This window comes from Streptomyces sp. NBC_00250 (assembly GCF_036192275.1).
GTDB lineage: Bacteria > Actinomycetota > Actinomycetes > Streptomycetales > Streptomycetaceae > Streptomyces.
On sequence record NZ_CP108088.1, the window covers coordinates 5,919,766 to 5,934,442 of the forward strand.

Genomic DNA, 14,677 nt, shown 5'->3' on the forward strand with positions numbered 1-14,677 from the left:
GGCCGGGCGTCTGCGGGTGTCAGCAGAAGCTGCGCGGGTCGGCGCGACGCGGTCTGCCGGGGTACGTACGGGAGGGCCGCTCAAAGCTCCCCGGTGCACGTGCCCCGGCCAACGCTTGCCTGGAACATCCCCCAAGACATTCCATGAACGTCCCCCAAGACGTTCTCGGCATCGCCCACTTAGACTCGCGAACAGCCCAGATGGTTACCCCCCAATATCTGTGATCTAGGTCTCCTTGTGAAGGTCCTGTGCGTCACGTGTAGGTGAATTCAGACGAAGCGCCGTAGCCGAAGGCTGTTGGATACGACGAAGACGGACGAAAAGGCCATCGCCAGACCCGCGATCATCGGGTTGAGCAGTCCGGCCGCCGCGAGCGGGAGTGCCGCCACGTTGTAGCCGAAGGCCCAGCCGAGGTTGCCCTTGATCGTCGCCAGGGTGCGGCGGGCGAGCCGGATCGCGTCGGCCGCGACCCGCAGGTCGCCCCGGACCAGGGTCAGATCGCTCGCCTCGATCGCCGCGTCCGTGCCCGTCCCCATCGCCAGGCCCAGATCCGCCGTGGCGAGGGCCGCCGCGTCGTTCACCCCGTCGCCGACCATCGCGACCGTCCGGCCCTCCGCCTGGAGCCGCCGGACCGCCTCGGCCTTCTCCTCCGGCAGCACCTCGGCGATCACCTCGTCGATGCCCACCTGCGCCGCCACGGCCTCCGCCACCGCCCGGTGGTCCCCGGTGAGGAGGACCGGCCGCAGCCCGAGGCCGCGCAGCCGGGCCACCGCCTCCGCGCTGGTGTCCTTGACGGTGTCCGCGACGGTCAGGGTGCCCCGGGCGACCCCGTCCCAGGCGACGTGGACGGCGCCGGGCTCCGCCCTCGTCGGCACGTCGACGCCCTCCGCCGTCAGCAGCGCGGCGCGGCCGACGAGGACCAGGTGGCCGTCGACCGAGCCGCGTACGCCGAGCCCGGGGACGTTCTCGAAGGTCTTCGGTACGGGGAGCTCCCCGCAGCGCTCGACGGCGCCGGCCGCGACCGCGCGGGCCACCGGGTGCTCGGAGGAGTGCTCAAGGGCCCCGGCCAGCCGGAGCAGCTCGGTCTCGTCGGTGGCGTCGGTGCCGTACTTCCCGCCGTACACGCGCACCCCGGTCAGTCGCATGCGGCCCGTGGTGACCGTCCCGGTCTTGTCGAGGACGATCGTGTCGACGCGGCGGGTGGACTCCAGGACCTCGGGGCCCTTGATCAGGATGCCGAGCTGCGCGCCCCGCCCGGTGCCGACCATGAGGGCGGTGGGGGTGGCGAGGCCCAGGGCGCAGGGGCAGGCGATGATCAGGACGGCGACGGCGGCGGTGAAGGAGGCCGTCGGGTCGTCGGTCGCCAGCAGCCAGGTGACGAGGGTGCCGAGTGCGATGAGCAGGACCACCGGGACGAAGACGGCGGAGATCCGGTCGGCGAGCCGCTGTACCTCGGCCTTGCCGTTCTGGGCGTCCTCGACGAGCTTCGCCATCCGCGCGAGCTGGGTGTCGGCGCCGACCCGGGTGGCCCGGACGACGAGCCGGCCGGAGACGTTGACGCAGCCGCCGGTGACGTCGCTGCCCGCGGCGACGTCCAGCGGCAGCGACTCGCCGGTGAGCAGGGAGGCGTCGACGGCGGAGGCGCCCTCGGTGACGGTGCCGTCGGTGGCGATCTTCTCCCCGGGGCGTACGACGAAGAGGTCGCCGGCCCGCAGCGCGGCGACCGGCACCCGTACCTCCGTTCCCCCGCGCAGGACGGCCACGTCCTTGGCGCCGAGTTCCATCAGGGCTCGGAGTGCCGCGCCCGCCTTCCGCTTGGCGCGGGCCTCCAGGTAGCGGCCGAGGAGGATGAAGGTGACGACTCCCGCCGCGACCTCCAGATAGATCGCGGAGGAGGCCTCGGAGCGGTCCACGGTGAGGTCGAAGCCGTGCCGCATGCCGGGCATGCCGGCGTCGCCGAGGAAGAGGGCCCAGAGCGACCAGCCGAAGGCGGCGAGGGTGCCGACGGAGACGAGGGTGTCCATGGTGGCGGCGCCGTGCCGGAGGTTGGTCCAGGTGGCCCGGTGGAAGGGCAGCCCGCCCCAGACGACGACGGGGGCGGCGAGGGTGAGCGAGAGCCACTGCCAGTTGTCGAACTGGAGGCTCGGGACCATGGCGAGGAGGACGACCGGCGCGGCGAGGAGCGCGGAGACGGTGAGCCGCTGCCGCAGCGGGGCGAGCTCGGGGTCCCGCTCGGGTCCCTGCTCCGGAGCCTCGACCGGGGGCTCCGGCGGCGGGGGTTCCTCGGCGGTGTAGCCGGTCTTGACCACGGTGGCGATCAGCGCCTCGACCCCGACCTCCGGGGGGTGTTCGACGCGCGCCTTCTCCGTGGCGTAGTTGACGGTCGCGGTGACCCCGTCCATGCGGTTGAGCTTCTTCTCGACGCGGGCCGCGCAGGAGGCGCAGGTCATCCCGCCGATCGTCAGCTCGGTGACCGCGACATCGACGAGGGGTGCGGTGGTGCTGGAGGTCATGTGCGGTTCCAAACGGGAGCAGGGCCGTACCAGGTAACGGTACGACCCTGCGAGGTGCCGAGGGGGAGCGGTCAGACCAGTTCGTAGCCGGCCTCGTCGACGGCGGCGCGGACGGCCTCCTCGTCGAGCGGGGCGGCGGAGACGACGGTCACCTGTCCGGTGGCGGCGACCGCCGTGACCGAGGAGACGCCGGGCAGTTCGGAGATCTCGCTCGACACCGCGCCCTCGCAGTGGCCACAGGTCATGCCCTTGACCTGGTAGACGGTGGTGAGGTCGGTCTTCGTCTCTGCGGTCATGGCGTTCTCCTCGTGGGTTCAGGGCCTACGCCACGGATTATACCCCTAGGGGGTATAAATTCCCAGTCAGGTCCGCGCGCGCCGTGCCGGCGGCCCCGGTCGGAGGATTCCGGCGGCGGTCACCGGGGCGAGCACGCGAAGACCTCCAAGTCCCTCCAGCGGCGGGCCGTCTGACTGGAGCTTATGGTAAATACCCGATATGTCGCATTCGGGGGCCACGCTCATCCTGATCATGGCGATCGCCGTCCTGGCGCCGCTGCTCGCCTACGGAGTCGGGCGCAAGCTCCCCGTCCCCCTCGTCATCTTCGAGATCCTGCTCGGCATCCTGATCGGCCCCGACGTCCTGGACTGGGCCCACCCCGACGCCCTGATCGACGGACTCTCGGAGCTCGGCCTCACCATGCTGATCTTCCTCGCGGGGTACGAGATCGAGTTCGGCAAGGTCCGTGGCGACACCCTCCGGCGCTCCGTCCGGGCCTGGCTGATCACCCTCGGGCTCGGACTCGCCACCGGAGTCCTCCTCGGCGGCGGATACGCCAAGGGCGTCTTCATCGGCGTCGCGCTCACCAGCACCGCGCTCGGCACCGTCCTGCCCGTGCTCCGCGACGCGGGCGACCTCCACGGGCGGTTCGGCTCGGTGGTCATGGCCTTCGGCGCGGTCGGCGAGTTCGGCCCGATCATCGCGATGGCCCTGCTGCTCAGCGGGCGCGGCGCGGCCGAGTCGACCGTGCTGCTCGCGGTCTTCGCGGCGCTCACCGCCGGGGCCGTGTTCTGGGCGCTGCGGCCGCGTCCGCCGTGGTTCTCCCGGATCATCGCCAAGACCCTGCACAGCAGTGGTCAGTTCGCGGTCCGGTTCGTCTTCCTGTTGCTCGCCCTGATGCTGGGTGCCTCGCAGGCCCTCGGGCTCGACGTCCTGCTCGGCGCCTTCGCGGCCGGACTCATCACCCGGCTCGTGCTGACCGGGGCCGCGCCCGAGTCGGGGCCGCAGATCCTGGAGAAGATCGAGGGCGTCGGCTTCGGCTTCCTCGTGCCGCTCTTCTTCGTCGTCACCGGGATCGAGTTCGACCTGGCCTCGCTGCTCGACGGCGGCCGCACCCTGCTCCTGCTGCCGGTCTTCCTGCTGCTCTTCCTCGTCGTGCGGGGCGGACCGATCTGGTTCCTCGCCCCGCGCGACCTGGACCGCAAGGACCGGGGCGGGCTCGTCCTCTACGGCTCGACCGCGCTGCCGCTCGTCGTCGCCATCACGACCATCGGCGTGGACGACAAGGCGATGACGGCCGGCGAGGCGGCGGCGCTCGTCGGGGCCGGCATGGTGTCCGTGCTCGTCTTCCCGCTGCTCGCGCTGAAGTCGCGGTCGGGGGCGAAGGCGCTCCCGTCCGAGCAGGTCAGCGGCTCGGAGTCGTGGTGACCGACGGTTGCGGGCTCGGCCCGTCGGTCAGCGGGCCGAGGTAGCGGAGGAGGAGGGTCTTCAGCTCGGCGATCGTCGCGTTCCGCTCGGCCCCCTCCGGTGCGGCGAGGATGAGTTCCAGGCCGCCCTTGAAGGTCACGAAGGTCATGTCGGCCACGCGGGCGCGCTCCCGTTCGGAGAGGTCGGGGGCGTAGTGGGCGATCACCTCCTGCACGCGCGCGAGGAGCGAGGCGTGCAGGGCGTCGTGCTCCTCCGCGATCCGGCCGGGGACCTCGGAGCCGTGCATCAGGGCGAGGAAGACCGGGTTCTCGCAGTTGAACTCGATCATCGGGTCGACGACGACGTCGAGCAGTGCGGGCAGCGGCAGGGCGAGGTTCTCCGGGGTGAACGCCTGGCCGTGGGCCTCCCGCATCTCCTGCAGCAGGCGCTCGCCGAGCTCTATCGCGATGGCTTCCTTGTTCGGGAAGTACTGGTAGAGCGTGCCCGGCGAGACATGGGCCTCGCGGGCGATCGCGTTGGTGCTGGACGCGGTGTAGCCGTTCGCGCAGAAGACGTTCGCGGCGGCCTGGAGCAGCTGTGCGATACGGCGCTCGCCGCGCGCCTGGCGGCGGGGCGCCTTCGGCTCTTCGGTCCTGTCCTCGGACATGGCTGTCTCCAGCTTTCCTCTACGCGTTTGACAAACACGAGAGGTCGCTCGCATTCTTGAGAAACGCGAGTGATCACTCGTGTTTGCCAGTCTATGGCAACGGGCGACCCATGTGACCTGCCGGGAAGCGAGCACATGGGTCAGGTGAAGGGGACACCTCGTCATGGCCGAAGTCAAGAAGACCGCACCCGCAGGGGGCAGGCCTCCGAGCGGGGAGAAGGCGGGCGGCTGGACGCGTTTCGTCACCGCCCGGCCGCGCCTCACCCTTCTCGTGGCCCTCGTCCTCACCGCCCTCGCCGTCCTGGCCGGCGGCGGGGTCGCCGACCGGATGGGCAGCGGCGGCTGGGAGGACCCGGCCGCCGAGTCCACGTACGCCACCGAGGCCCTCGGGCGCCAGTTCCCCGGCTCCCAGCCCAACCTGCTCCTGCTCGTCGACGCCGGAGCCGCCGGCACCGACGCGCCGGCCGTCGCCGCCGAGGCCCGCCGGCTCGCCGAGCGGCTCGACGCCGAGCCCGGCGTCGACGGCGTCGGCTCCTACTGGTCCACCGGCTCGCCCGCCCTCCGCTCCGAGGACGGCCGCAAGGCGGTGATCGCCGCCCGTATCGCCGGCGAGGAGAAGGACGCCGCCGCCGTCCTCGACCGCATCGCCCCCGAGTACCGGGGCACGCACGGCCCCGTCGAGGTCTCCCTCGGCGGCGGACTCGCCGTGCGCCACGAGATGCAGACGGTCATCCAGGAGGACCTGCTGCGGGCCGAGCTCATCGCCCTGCCCCTCACCCTCGTCCTGCTCGTCATGGTCTTCGGCAGCGCCGTCGCCGCCCTGCTGCCGCTCGGCGTCGGCATCGTCGCCATCCTCGGCACCAACGCCGTCCTGCGCGGCCTGACCGAGTTCACCGACGTCTCCGTCTTCGCGCAGAACCTGACGACGGCACTCGGCCTCGGACTCGCCATCGACTACGCCCTGTTCGTCGTCCGCCGCTACCGCGAGGAACTCGCCGCCGGGGCCGACACGTACACCGCCGTCCGCACCACCCTGCGCACCGCCGGGCGGACCGTGCTCTTCTCCGCCCTGACCGTCGCCGTCTCGCTCGCCGCGATGCTGCTCTTCCCGCAGTACTTCCTGCGCTCCTTCGCGTACGCCGGGATCGCCGTGGTCCTGCTCGCCGCGGCCGCCGCACTCACCCTGCTCCCGGCGGCCCTCGTGCTGCTCGGCGACCGGATCAACGCACTCGACCTGCGGCGCCTCCTCCGGCGCGGCCGGGCCTCCGGTCAGGACGGCGCCGGGGCGGGCTGGGCGCGGGCCGCCGCGCTCGTGATGCGCAGGGCGCCGGTCTTCGCCGTCCTCACCACCGCCGGACTCGTCCTCCTCGGACTGCCCTTCCTCGGTGTGAAGCTCGGCACCGCCGACGACCGCCAGCTCCCCGTCACCGCCTCCTCCCGGGTCGTCCAGGACGAGCTGCGGCACGGCTTCCCCGGCGACCCCGGCGGCACCCTCACCGTCCTCGCCGAGGGCGAGGCCACCCCCGCGCAGTACGCGGCCTACCGCGAGCGGATCGGCACCCTCGACGGCGTGGTCCGGGTCGACGGACCCGTGACCGCCCCCGGCGGCCACGCCTACTTCACCGTCGTGCCCGAGGGCGAGACCGTCGGCGCCGACGCCCAGCGCGCCGTGACCGAACTGCGCGCCGCGCCCGCCCCGTTCGAGACCTCCGTCACCGGGCAGGCCGCCGTCCTCGTCGACTCCAAGGACGCCCTCGCCGAACGGCTGCCCTGGGCGGCGGCCGTCATCGTCCTCGTCACCCTGCTCCTGGTCTTCCTGCTCACCGGCAGCGTCCTCATCCCCGTCCAGGCCGTCGTCCTCAACGCCCTCAGCCTCACGGCCATGTTCGGCGCGGTGGTCTGGGTCTTCCAGGACGGGCACCTCGCCGGACTCCTCGGCTTCACCCCCACCGGCGACATCGAGACCACCCTGCCCGTGCTGATGTTCTGCGTGGCCTTCGGACTCTCCATGGACTACGGGGTGTTCCTGCTCTCCCGCATCAAGGAGGAGTACGACCGCACCGGCGACCACGAGCACTCCGTCCGCTTCGGCCTGCGCCACACCGGCGGGCTCATCACCGCGGCCGCCGTGATCCTCGCCGTCGTCATGGTCGCCATCGGCACCTCCCGTGTCACCAACACCAAGATGCTCGGCCTCGGCATCGCCCTCGCCGTCCTCATGGACGCCATGGTGGTCCGCAGCCTCCTCGTCCCCTCCGTGATGAAGCTGACCGGCCGCCTCACCTGGTGGGCCCCCGGCCCGCTGCGGCGCTTCCACGACCGCTTCGGCATCAGCGAGTCGGACACGCCGGCCCCCGCACCCGAGCCGGACCTTCGGGAGCCGTCCGGGAAGACACCCGAGGAGCGCCGTGAGATGAGCCCGCTCCACCCGTGACACCGCACGCACAGGGCCGGACCCGGGATCACCGGGTCCGGCCCTGGGGCTGTGGGGGTGGGGCGGTACGTCAGGTCAGTCGCGGCGGCCCCGGTTGCCGGGGCGGCTGGCGACCCAGGCGCGGATCGTGTCCGCGTACCAGAAGGGCTTGCCCGACTCCACGTGGTCCGGGGTCGGCAGCAGTCCGTGCTTCCGGTAGGAGCGGACCGTGTCGGGCTGCACCCGGATGTGTGCGGCGATGTCCTTGTACGACCAGAGCCTTCTGTCCGTCATGCCTGGTACCTCCCTGCGCGCCGCGCAGCGGCGGCGGGGGTGCCGTTCGGGGGCGCTGCGGGCGTGCGATGGCGATCACTGAGCCATTGCCCCCTGCAACGACCCCTCCAGACCGGAGGAGAGCGCCTGTCGAGCGCCTGTGACGGAAAACCCGCGTGACGCGGATATGTGTGACACCGATGGGACGCACGTGACGAAACCGGGGCATCGGGACATCGGTGTGTCCAGGTGCGTCACCCCTGGCCAGAGAGGTATGCGCCGGTCACACGCCGCAGGAGCGGAGGAAGCGCCGGGTGCGCAGCGCGATCGGGTACGGAACATCCGGCTCGCACGGGTACATGTCCTGCTCGACGATCGCGAACAGGTCCACGTCCAGTGCCGACGCGGCGGCGAGCACCGGTTCCAGGGCCGGCACCCCGGACGGCGGCTCGCACATCACGCCGCGCCCCACGGCGGGACCGAAGGGCACCCCCTCGGCCACCACCCCGGCCAGGATCTCCGGGTCGACCTGCTTGAGATGCAGATAGCCGATCCGCTCGCCGTACGTCTCGATCAGCTTGACGCTGTCCCCGCCGGCGTACGCGTAGTGCCCGGTGTCCAGACAGAGCGAGACCGCCTCCGGATCGGTGGCGTCGAGGAACCGCGTCACGCTCTCCTCGTCGTCGAGATGGGTGTCCGCGTGCGGATGGACGACGATCCGCAGCCCGTACCGCTCCCGCACCTCCCGGCCCAGCCGCTCCGTGAGCCCCGTCAGGTCCCGCCACTGGCCGGCGGTGAGCGTCCGGTCCTCCAGGACCTCGCCCGTGCGGTCGTCCCGCCAGAACGACGGGATGACGACGAGATGGCCCGCGCCCACGGCCTGCGCCAGGGCCGCGTTCTCGGCGACGTGCGCCCAGGTCCGCTCCCAGACGTCCGGCCCGTGGTGGAGCCCGGTGAAGACCGTCCCCGCCGAGACCCTGAGGCCGCGCCGCGCGGTCTCCTCCGTCAGGACGGACGGATCGGTGGGCAGGTAGCCGTACGGGCCGAGCTCGATCCACTCGTAGCCCGCGCCGGACACCTCGTCGAGGAAGCGCTGCCAGGGCACCTGCCGGGGATCGTCGGGGAACCACACCCCCCAGGAGTCCGGGGCGGAGCCGATCCGGATCCGGGACGGCGACGGGGCGGAGGGCGAGGACGGCTGCGGTGACGGCTTCGTCATGCCTGCCACCTTGACCGGGGCGTGAGAGCAGCGTCAAGGACGCCGCCCCGGCCCGCACGGGCTGTTCCGCGCTGGCGGCCTGGTCGTCAGAATGTCCGGACATATCGTTGACACGCCTCCGGGCGGACGGCTAGACCTGGGTGCGGGAAGCCGGACGCGAGAGGTGGCGCGGGTGGAGTCGGAGCCGTACGACCTGATCACCATGGGGCGCCTCGGCGTGGACCTGTACCCGCTCCAGGCCGGGGTCGGCCTCGACCGGGTCGACACCTTCGCCAAGTTCCTCGGCGGCTCCCCGGCCAACGTGGCCGTCGCCGCCGCCCGGCTCGGCCGCCGCACCGCGCTCGTCTCCCGCACCGGCGCCGACCCCTTCGGGACGTATCTGCGCCGCGAGCTGAAGGGCTTCGGAGTCGACGACCGCTGGGTGACCGAGGTCGAGGAGTACCCCACCCCCGTCACGTTCTGCGCGCTCTTCCCGCCCGACGACTTCCCGCTCACCTTCTACCGCCGCCCCAAGGCCCCCGACCTGGAGATCCACCCGCACGAGCTGGACCTCGACGCGATCTCCGCCGCACGGGTCTTCTGGGCGACCGGCACCGGACTCTGCGCCGAGCCGAGCCGCTCGGCCACCCTGGCGGCGCTGCGGGCCCGCTCCGGGCGGGAGGTGACCGTCCTCGACCTGGACTGGCGGCCGATGTTCTGGGCCGACCCGGCGGCGGCCCGCCCGTACTACGCCGAGGCGCTGCGGCACGCGACCGTCGCCGTCGGCAACCTCGACGAGTGCGAGATCGCGACGGGAGAGCGCGAGCCGTACGCGGCGGCCCGCGCGCTGCTCACCTCGGACAGCGGTCGCGGCCTCCGGCTCGCCGTCGTCAAACAGGGCCCCAAGGGCGTCCTCGCGCTCGCCGCCGACGGGACGAGCGCCGAGGTGCCGCCGCTGCCGGTCGAGGTGGTCAACGGCCTCGGCGCGGGCGACGCGTTCGGCGGGGCGCTCGTCCACGGACTGCTCGCCGGCTGGGACCTGGAGACCACCCTGCGCCACGCCAACGCCGCCGGCGCGATCGTCGCGGGCCGTCTCGCCTGCTCGTCCGCCATGCCCGACCTGACGCAGATCACCCGGGCACTCGCGAGCGGAAGCGGCACCCTCGCGGAAAAGGGGTAGGGGGCAGTCATGCGTACCGATCACCCCCCGTCCCTCCACCTCCCCGCCGGGACCGCCGCCCGGGGCCCGTACGGGCTCGACATCGACCCCGGGCGGGCCGGCTGGACGTACTCCGCCCTCCGCGTCCTCACCCTCGGGCCCGGCGGGATCCACTCCTTCGAGAGCGGGGATTCCGAATGGGTCGTGCTTCCCCTCTCCGGTGCCTGTAGCGTGCGCGTCGACGGCGAGATCCTCGAACTCCAGGGCCGCGCGAGCGTGTTCGACGGAGTGACCGACTTCGCCTATGTACCGCGCGACGCCCACGCCCAGATCGCCTCCGGTGCGGGAGGCCGCTTCGCTTTGGCAGGAGCGAAGTGCGAGCGACGACTCCCCGCCCGCTACGGCCCCGCGCCGGAGGTTCCCGTCGAGACCCGGGGCAGCGGCAACCGCGCCCGCCAGGTGCGGAACTTCGCCTCGGCCGACGCCTTCGCCTGCGACCGGCTCATCGCCGTCGAGGTCGTCACGCCCGGCGGCAACTGGTCCTCCTACCCGCCGCACAAGCACGACGAGCACCGCCCGGGCGCCGAGTCCGTCCTGGAAGAGATCTACTACTACGAGATCGAGGGCCCGGGCGCCTTCGCCTACCAGCGGATCTCACCCTCCCGGCCCGGCGGCGCCGACCTCCTCGCCGAGGTCCGGGACGGCGACGCCGTCCTCGTGCCCGACGGCTGGCACGGCCCCTCGATCGCCCAGCCGGGTCACGCTCTCTTCTATCTCAACGTCATGGCGGGCCCCGGACCCGAGCGGGAGTGGAAGATCTGTTTCCACCCGGACCACACGGAGGGATACGCATGAGTGGCGCGAGCAGCGCGCGCGGCACGACTCTCCGGCTGACCGTCGCTCAGGCGCTCGTCCGCTTCCTCGCCGCCCAGTACACCGAGCGCGACGGCGCCCGGCAGCGCCTGATCGCCGCCACCTGGGGCATCTTCGGCCACGGGAACGTCGCCGGAATCGGGCAGGCCCTCGTCGAGGACCCCGCCCTCATGCCCTTCCACCAGGGCCGCAACGAACAGGCCATGGTGCACGCGGCCGTGGGCTACGCCCGGCAGTCCCGCCGGCTCTCCGCGCACGCCGTCACCACCTCCATCGGCCCCGGCGCCACCAACCTCGTCACCGGCGCCGCCCTCGCCACCGTCAACCACCTCCCGGTCCTGCTCCTGCCCGGCGACACCTTCGCGGGCCGCCCCGCCGACCCCGTACTCCAGCAGCTCGAAGTCCCGTACGCGGGCGACGTGTCGGTCAACGACTGTCTGCGTCCCGTCTCGAAGTACTTCGACCGGGTCGGGCGCCCCGAGGCCCTGATCCCGGCCGCGCTCGCCGCGATGCGGGTCCTCGCCGACCCCGTGGAGACCGGCGCGGTGACCCTCGCCCTGCCGCAGGACGTGCAGGCGGAGGCGTACGACTGGCCGGAGGAGTTCTTCGCCGAGCGGATCTGGCGGGTCCGCCGCCCCCGCCCCGACACCGTCGAACTCGATGCCGCCGTACGGGCGATCCGCGCGGCGGAGCGCCCGCTGATCGTGGTGGGCGGCGGGGTCGGGCACAGCGGTGCCGAGGACGCCCTGCGGACCTTCGCCGAGCGGACCGGCATGCCCGTCGCCACCACCCAGGCCGGCAAGGGTGCCCTGCCGTACGACCACCCCAGCGAGACCGGCGGCATCGGCCACACCGGCAGCTCCACCGCGAACGCCCTCGCCGCCACCAGCGACCTGATCCTCGGCGTCGGCACCCGCTACACCGACTTCACCACCGCCTCCGGCACCCTCTTCCCCGACGGCGTCCGCTTCGTCAACCTCAACATCGCCGGCTTCGACGCCCACAAACTGGGCGCACTGCCGCTCGTCGCCGACGCCCGCGAGGGCCTCACCGCCCTTACTCAGGCGCTCGGCGGACACCGGCAGGACACGACCCGGTGGACGACCTCCAAGCAGGACTGGCAGGAGCGGATCGACGCCGCCTACGCCGTCCCCGACGAGGACGCCCGCCCCACCCAGGCCCAGGTCCTCGGCGTACTCGACACTCTGGTCGACGGCAGCGACATCCTGATCAACGCCGCCGGATCGCTCCCCGGCGACCTCCACAAGCTGTGGCGGACCCGCTCGCCCGACCAGTACCACGTCGAGTACGGCTACTCCTGCATGGGCTACGAGATCCCCGCCGCCCTCGGCGTCCTGCTCGCCGCGCCCGACCGGCCCGTCTGGGCACTCGTCGGCGACGGTACATATCTGATGAACCCCACCGAAATCGTCACCGCCGTGCAGGAACGCCTCCCCCTGAGGCTGATCGTCCTCCAGAACCACGGCTACGCCTCGATCGGCGGCCTCTCGGAGGTGGTCGGCGCCGAGCGGTACGGCACCGACTACCGCCACCGGGACGCCTTCGGCGGCTTCACCGGCCCGCCGCTCCCCGTCGACCTCGGTGCCAACGCCGCCTCCCTCGGTATGCGGGTGCTACGCCCCCGCACCGTGCGTGACCTGCGGGAAGCCCTCGCGGACGCGCGGACCGCAACGGTTCCCACATGTGTCTACGTCGAGACCGAAACGCCAGACACTGTGTCGGGCCCGCCCCCGGCCCAGGCGTGGTGGGATGTGCCCGTGGCCGAGACCTCGACCCGCCCGTCGGCGGTCAAGGCACGCGAGGAGTACGACCGGCACGTCACCGCCCGACGCCGCCATCTCTGAAGGAGTAACTCGTCATGACGAAGACCGTCCACCACTGGATCGGTGGCAAGACCGTCGAGGGCACGTCGGGCAACTGGGGCCCGGTCACCGACCCGGCCACCGGTGCCGTCACCACGCAGGTCGCGCTCGCCTCCGTCGACGAGGTCGACGCCGCCGTCGCCGCCGCCAAGGACGCCTGGGCCACCTGGGGCACCTCCTCGCTCGCCCAGCGCACCACCATCCTCTTCAAGTTCCGCGCGCTGCTCGACGCCAACCGCGACGCCATCGCCGAGCTGATCGTCGCCGAGCACGGCAAGGTCCACTCCGACGCGCTCGGCGAGGTCGCCCGCGGACTGGAGATCGTCGACCTGGCCTGCGGCATCACCACCCAGCTCAAGGGCGAGCTGTCCACCCAGGTGTCGAACCGGGTCGACGTGGCGTCCATCCGCCAGCCCGTCGGCGTCGTCGCCGGCATCACGCCCTTCAACTTCCCGGCCATGGTGCCGATGTGGATGTTCCCGATCGCCATCGCGACCGGCAACACCTTCATCCTCAAGCCGAGCGAGAAGGACCCGTCGCCGTCCCTGAAGATCGCCGAGCTGCTCGCCGAGGCGGGCCTCCCGGACGGTGTCTTCAACGTCCTGCACGGCGACAAGGTGGCCGTGGACCGCCTCCTGGAGCACCCGGACGTCTCCGCGATCTCCTTCGTCGGCTCGACCCCGATCGCCCGCTACATCCACACCACCGCCTCCGCCAACGGCAAGCGCGTCCAGGCGCTCGGCGGCGCGAAGAACCACATGCTGGTCCTCCCGGACGCCGACCTCGACGCGGCGGCCGACGCGGCCGTCTCGGCGGCGTACGGCTCCGCCGGCGAGCGCTGCATGGCCATCTCGGCCGTCGTGGCCGTCGGCTCCATCGGCGACGAGCTGGTCCAGAAGATCCGCGAGCGCGCCGAGAAGATCAAGATCGGCCCCGGCACCGACCCCACCTCCGAGATGGGCCCGCTCATCACGGCCGTCCACCGCGACAAGGTCGCCTCGTACGTCCACGGCGCGGCGGACGAGGGCTGCGAGGTCGTCCTCGACGGCACCGGCTACACGGTCGAGGGCCACGAGGACGGCCACTGGATCGGCCTCTCCCTCCTGGACCACGTGCCGACCACGGCCAAGGCCTACCAGGATGAGATCTTCGGCCCGGTGCTCTGCGTGCTGCGCACCGAGACGTACGAGGAGGGCCTCGCCCTCATCAACGCCTCGCCGTTCGGCAACGGCACCGCGATCTTCACCCGCGACGGCGGCGCCGCCCGCCGCTTCCAGCTGGAGGTCGAGGCCGGCATGGTCGGCGTGAACGTGCCGATCCCCGTGCCGGTCGGCTACCACTCCTTCGGTGGCTGGAAGGACTCGCTCTTCGGCGACCACCACATCTACGGCAACGACGGCGTGCACTTCTACACCCGCGGCAAGGTCGTCACCACCCGCTGGCCGGACCCGTCGGACGCCCCGGCGGGCGTGGACCTGGGCTTCCCGCGCAACCACTGACGCGGGCGGTTCACGGCGACGGCCCCCGGGGTGCTGACAGCACACCCCGGGGGCCGTCGGCCGTCTTCGGCACCGTCGGCCGTCTCCGGCCTCAGTGGTCCTCGGTGAAGGTCCAGCCGCGCATCGAGAACACGCCCTCGTCCGCCGCGCCCGCCGCCCGGTACGTCGCCAGCGCGGGATCGTTGTCCGTGTCCACGCCCACCCACGCACCCCGGCAGCCCCGCTCCCGGGCCGCCGCGAGCAGCGCCTCCGTCAGCGCACGCCCCACCCCACGCCGCCGGTGGCCCTCGTCCACCGACAGCTCGTAGAGGCACATCTCCGCCCCCTTGTCCGGGTGCAGCATCTCGATCCCGGAGACGAACCCGGCCGGGAAGCCGTCCTCCGCATAGGCGATGAGCATCAGGTGCCCGGGTGCCGCCAGGAAGCGGGTCGCCCAGTCCTCGCGCGCCGGACCGTCGTAGAGATGCTCCGCCGCGAGCAGTTCGGACACCGTCGTCGCCCGCCGGATCTCCATGC

General features: G+C 72.4%; 12 protein-coding genes. 6 read left to right on the forward strand and 6 right to left on the reverse strand.

Features of this window, described 5'->3' with window-relative positions; translation table 11 throughout:
- Positions 1-269: 269 nt before the first annotated feature.
- Together OG259_RS26825 and OG259_RS26830 are read right to left on the reverse strand one after the other, a co-directional pair.
- Positions 270-2,513 (reverse strand): heavy metal translocating P-type ATPase, encoded by a 2,244-nt coding sequence (locus OG259_RS26825; RefSeq protein ID WP_328944581.1) that lies wholly within the window; start codon positions 2,511-2,513, stop codon positions 270-272.
- Between the two features lie 71 nt (positions 2,514-2,584).
- Positions 2,585-2,809 (reverse strand): heavy-metal-associated domain-containing protein, encoded by a 225-nt coding sequence (locus tag OG259_RS26830; RefSeq protein ID WP_266892055.1) that lies wholly within the window; start codon positions 2,807-2,809, stop codon positions 2,585-2,587.
- A 199-nt stretch (positions 2,810-3,008) separates the two neighbouring features.
- Between OG259_RS26830 and OG259_RS26835 the strand changes: the two genes are divergently transcribed.
- Positions 3,009-4,217 carry a cation:proton antiporter gene (locus OG259_RS26835; RefSeq protein ID WP_328944582.1) on the forward strand — a complete coding sequence of 403 codons (1,209 nt, stop codon included), beginning with the start codon at positions 3,009-3,011 and terminating at the stop codon, positions 4,215-4,217.
- On the opposite strand, the gene OG259_RS26840 is transcribed toward OG259_RS26835, so the two are convergent.
- Positions 4,195-4,863 (reverse strand): TetR/AcrR family transcriptional regulator, encoded by a 669-nt coding sequence (locus tag OG259_RS26840; protein ID WP_328944583.1) that lies wholly within the window; start codon positions 4,861-4,863, stop codon positions 4,195-4,197. The two genes, OG259_RS26835 and OG259_RS26840, sit on opposite strands and share 23 nt — an antisense overlap.
- Before the next feature lie 163 nt (positions 4,864-5,026).
- Between OG259_RS26840 and OG259_RS26845 the strand changes: the two genes are divergently transcribed.
- The gene (locus OG259_RS26845; RefSeq protein ID WP_328944584.1) at positions 5,027-7,297 is read left to right on the forward strand and encodes an MMPL family transporter; all 2,271 of its coding nucleotides are present in this window, start codon (positions 5,027-5,029) and stop codon (positions 7,295-7,297) included.
- 75 nt (positions 7,298-7,372) lie between these two features.
- Here OG259_RS26845 and OG259_RS26850 read toward each other — a convergent pair whose 3' ends face one another.
- Together OG259_RS26850 and OG259_RS26855 are read right to left on the reverse strand one after the other, a co-directional pair.
- Positions 7,373-7,570, reverse strand: a complete 198-nt coding sequence (locus tag OG259_RS26850; RefSeq protein WP_328944585.1) for a helix-turn-helix transcriptional regulator — start codon at positions 7,568-7,570, stop codon at positions 7,373-7,375.
- A gap of 262 nt (positions 7,571-7,832) precedes the next feature.
- Positions 7,833-8,768 (reverse strand): sugar phosphate isomerase/epimerase family protein, encoded by a 936-nt coding sequence (locus OG259_RS26855; protein ID WP_328944586.1) that lies wholly within the window; start codon positions 8,766-8,768, stop codon positions 7,833-7,835.
- A 202-nt stretch (positions 8,769-8,970) separates the two neighbouring features.
- Between OG259_RS26855 and iolC the strand changes: the two genes are divergently transcribed.
- The 4 genes from iolC to mmsA are packed head-to-tail and all read left to right on the forward strand — an operon-like array spanning position 8,971 to position 14,161.
- On the forward strand, positions 8,971-9,927 hold the full coding sequence (gene iolC / locus OG259_RS26860; protein ID WP_328947184.1) for a 5-dehydro-2-deoxygluconokinase: 957 nt from the start codon (positions 8,971-8,973) through the stop codon (positions 9,925-9,927).
- Positions 9,928-9,936: 9 nt separating this feature from the next.
- Positions 9,937-10,761 (forward strand): 5-deoxy-glucuronate isomerase, encoded by an 825-nt coding sequence (gene iolB / locus OG259_RS26865; RefSeq protein ID WP_328944587.1) that lies wholly within the window; start codon positions 9,937-9,939, stop codon positions 10,759-10,761.
- Positions 10,758-12,644, forward strand: a complete 1,887-nt coding sequence (iolD, locus tag OG259_RS26870; protein WP_328944588.1) for a 3D-(3,5/4)-trihydroxycyclohexane-1,2-dione acylhydrolase (decyclizing) — start codon at positions 10,758-10,760, stop codon at positions 12,642-12,644. The genes iolB and iolD overlap by 4 nt, the downstream gene beginning before the upstream one ends.
- Before the next feature lie 14 nt (positions 12,645-12,658).
- On the forward strand, positions 12,659-14,161 hold the full coding sequence (gene mmsA, locus OG259_RS26875) for a CoA-acylating methylmalonate-semialdehyde dehydrogenase (RefSeq protein ID WP_328944589.1): 1,503 nt from the start codon (positions 12,659-12,661) through the stop codon (positions 14,159-14,161).
- Positions 14,162-14,252: 91 nt separating this feature from the next.
- Here the strand turns inward: mmsA and OG259_RS26880 are convergent, their stop codons facing one another.
- Positions 14,253-14,675, reverse strand: a complete 423-nt coding sequence (locus OG259_RS26880) for a GNAT family N-acetyltransferase (protein WP_328944590.1) — start codon at positions 14,673-14,675, stop codon at positions 14,253-14,255.
- Between the last annotated feature and the right edge of the window lie 2 nt (positions 14,676-14,677).

What these genes read in the sequence shown, in the direction of transcription:
- OG259_RS26825 (WP_328944581.1), bottom strand. Translation starts at nt 2,513, where the DNA reads ATGACCTCCAGCACCACCGCACCCCTCGTCGATGTCGCGGTCACCGAG.
- OG259_RS26830 (WP_266892055.1), bottom strand. Translation starts at nt 2,809, where the DNA reads ATGACCGCAGAGACGAAGACCGACCTCACCACCGTCTACCAGGTCAAG.
- OG259_RS26835 (WP_328944582.1), top strand. Translation starts at nt 3,009, where the DNA reads ATGTCGCATTCGGGGGCCACGCTCATCCTGATCATGGCGATCGCCGTC.
- OG259_RS26840 (WP_328944583.1), bottom strand. Translation starts at nt 4,863, where the DNA reads ATGTCCGAGGACAGGACCGAAGAGCCGAAGGCGCCCCGCCGCCAGGCG.
- OG259_RS26845 (WP_328944584.1), top strand. Translation starts at nt 5,027, where the DNA reads ATGGCCGAAGTCAAGAAGACCGCACCCGCAGGGGGCAGGCCTCCGAGC.
- OG259_RS26850 (WP_328944585.1), bottom strand. Translation starts at nt 7,570, where the DNA reads ATGACGGACAGAAGGCTCTGGTCGTACAAGGACATCGCCGCACACATC.
- OG259_RS26855 (WP_328944586.1), bottom strand. Translation starts at nt 8,768, where the DNA reads ATGACGAAGCCGTCACCGCAGCCGTCCTCGCCCTCCGCCCCGTCGCCG.
- iolC (WP_328947184.1), top strand. Translation starts at nt 8,971, where the DNA reads ATGGGGCGCCTCGGCGTGGACCTGTACCCGCTCCAGGCCGGGGTCGGC.
- iolB (WP_328944587.1), top strand. Translation starts at nt 9,937, where the DNA reads ATGCGTACCGATCACCCCCCGTCCCTCCACCTCCCCGCCGGGACCGCC.
- iolD (WP_328944588.1), top strand. Translation starts at nt 10,758, where the DNA reads ATGAGTGGCGCGAGCAGCGCGCGCGGCACGACTCTCCGGCTGACCGTC.
- mmsA (WP_328944589.1), top strand. Translation starts at nt 12,659, where the DNA reads ATGACGAAGACCGTCCACCACTGGATCGGTGGCAAGACCGTCGAGGGC.
- OG259_RS26880 (WP_328944590.1), bottom strand. Translation starts at nt 14,675, where the DNA reads ATGGAGATCCGGCGGGCGACGACGGTGTCCGAACTGCTCGCGGCGGAG.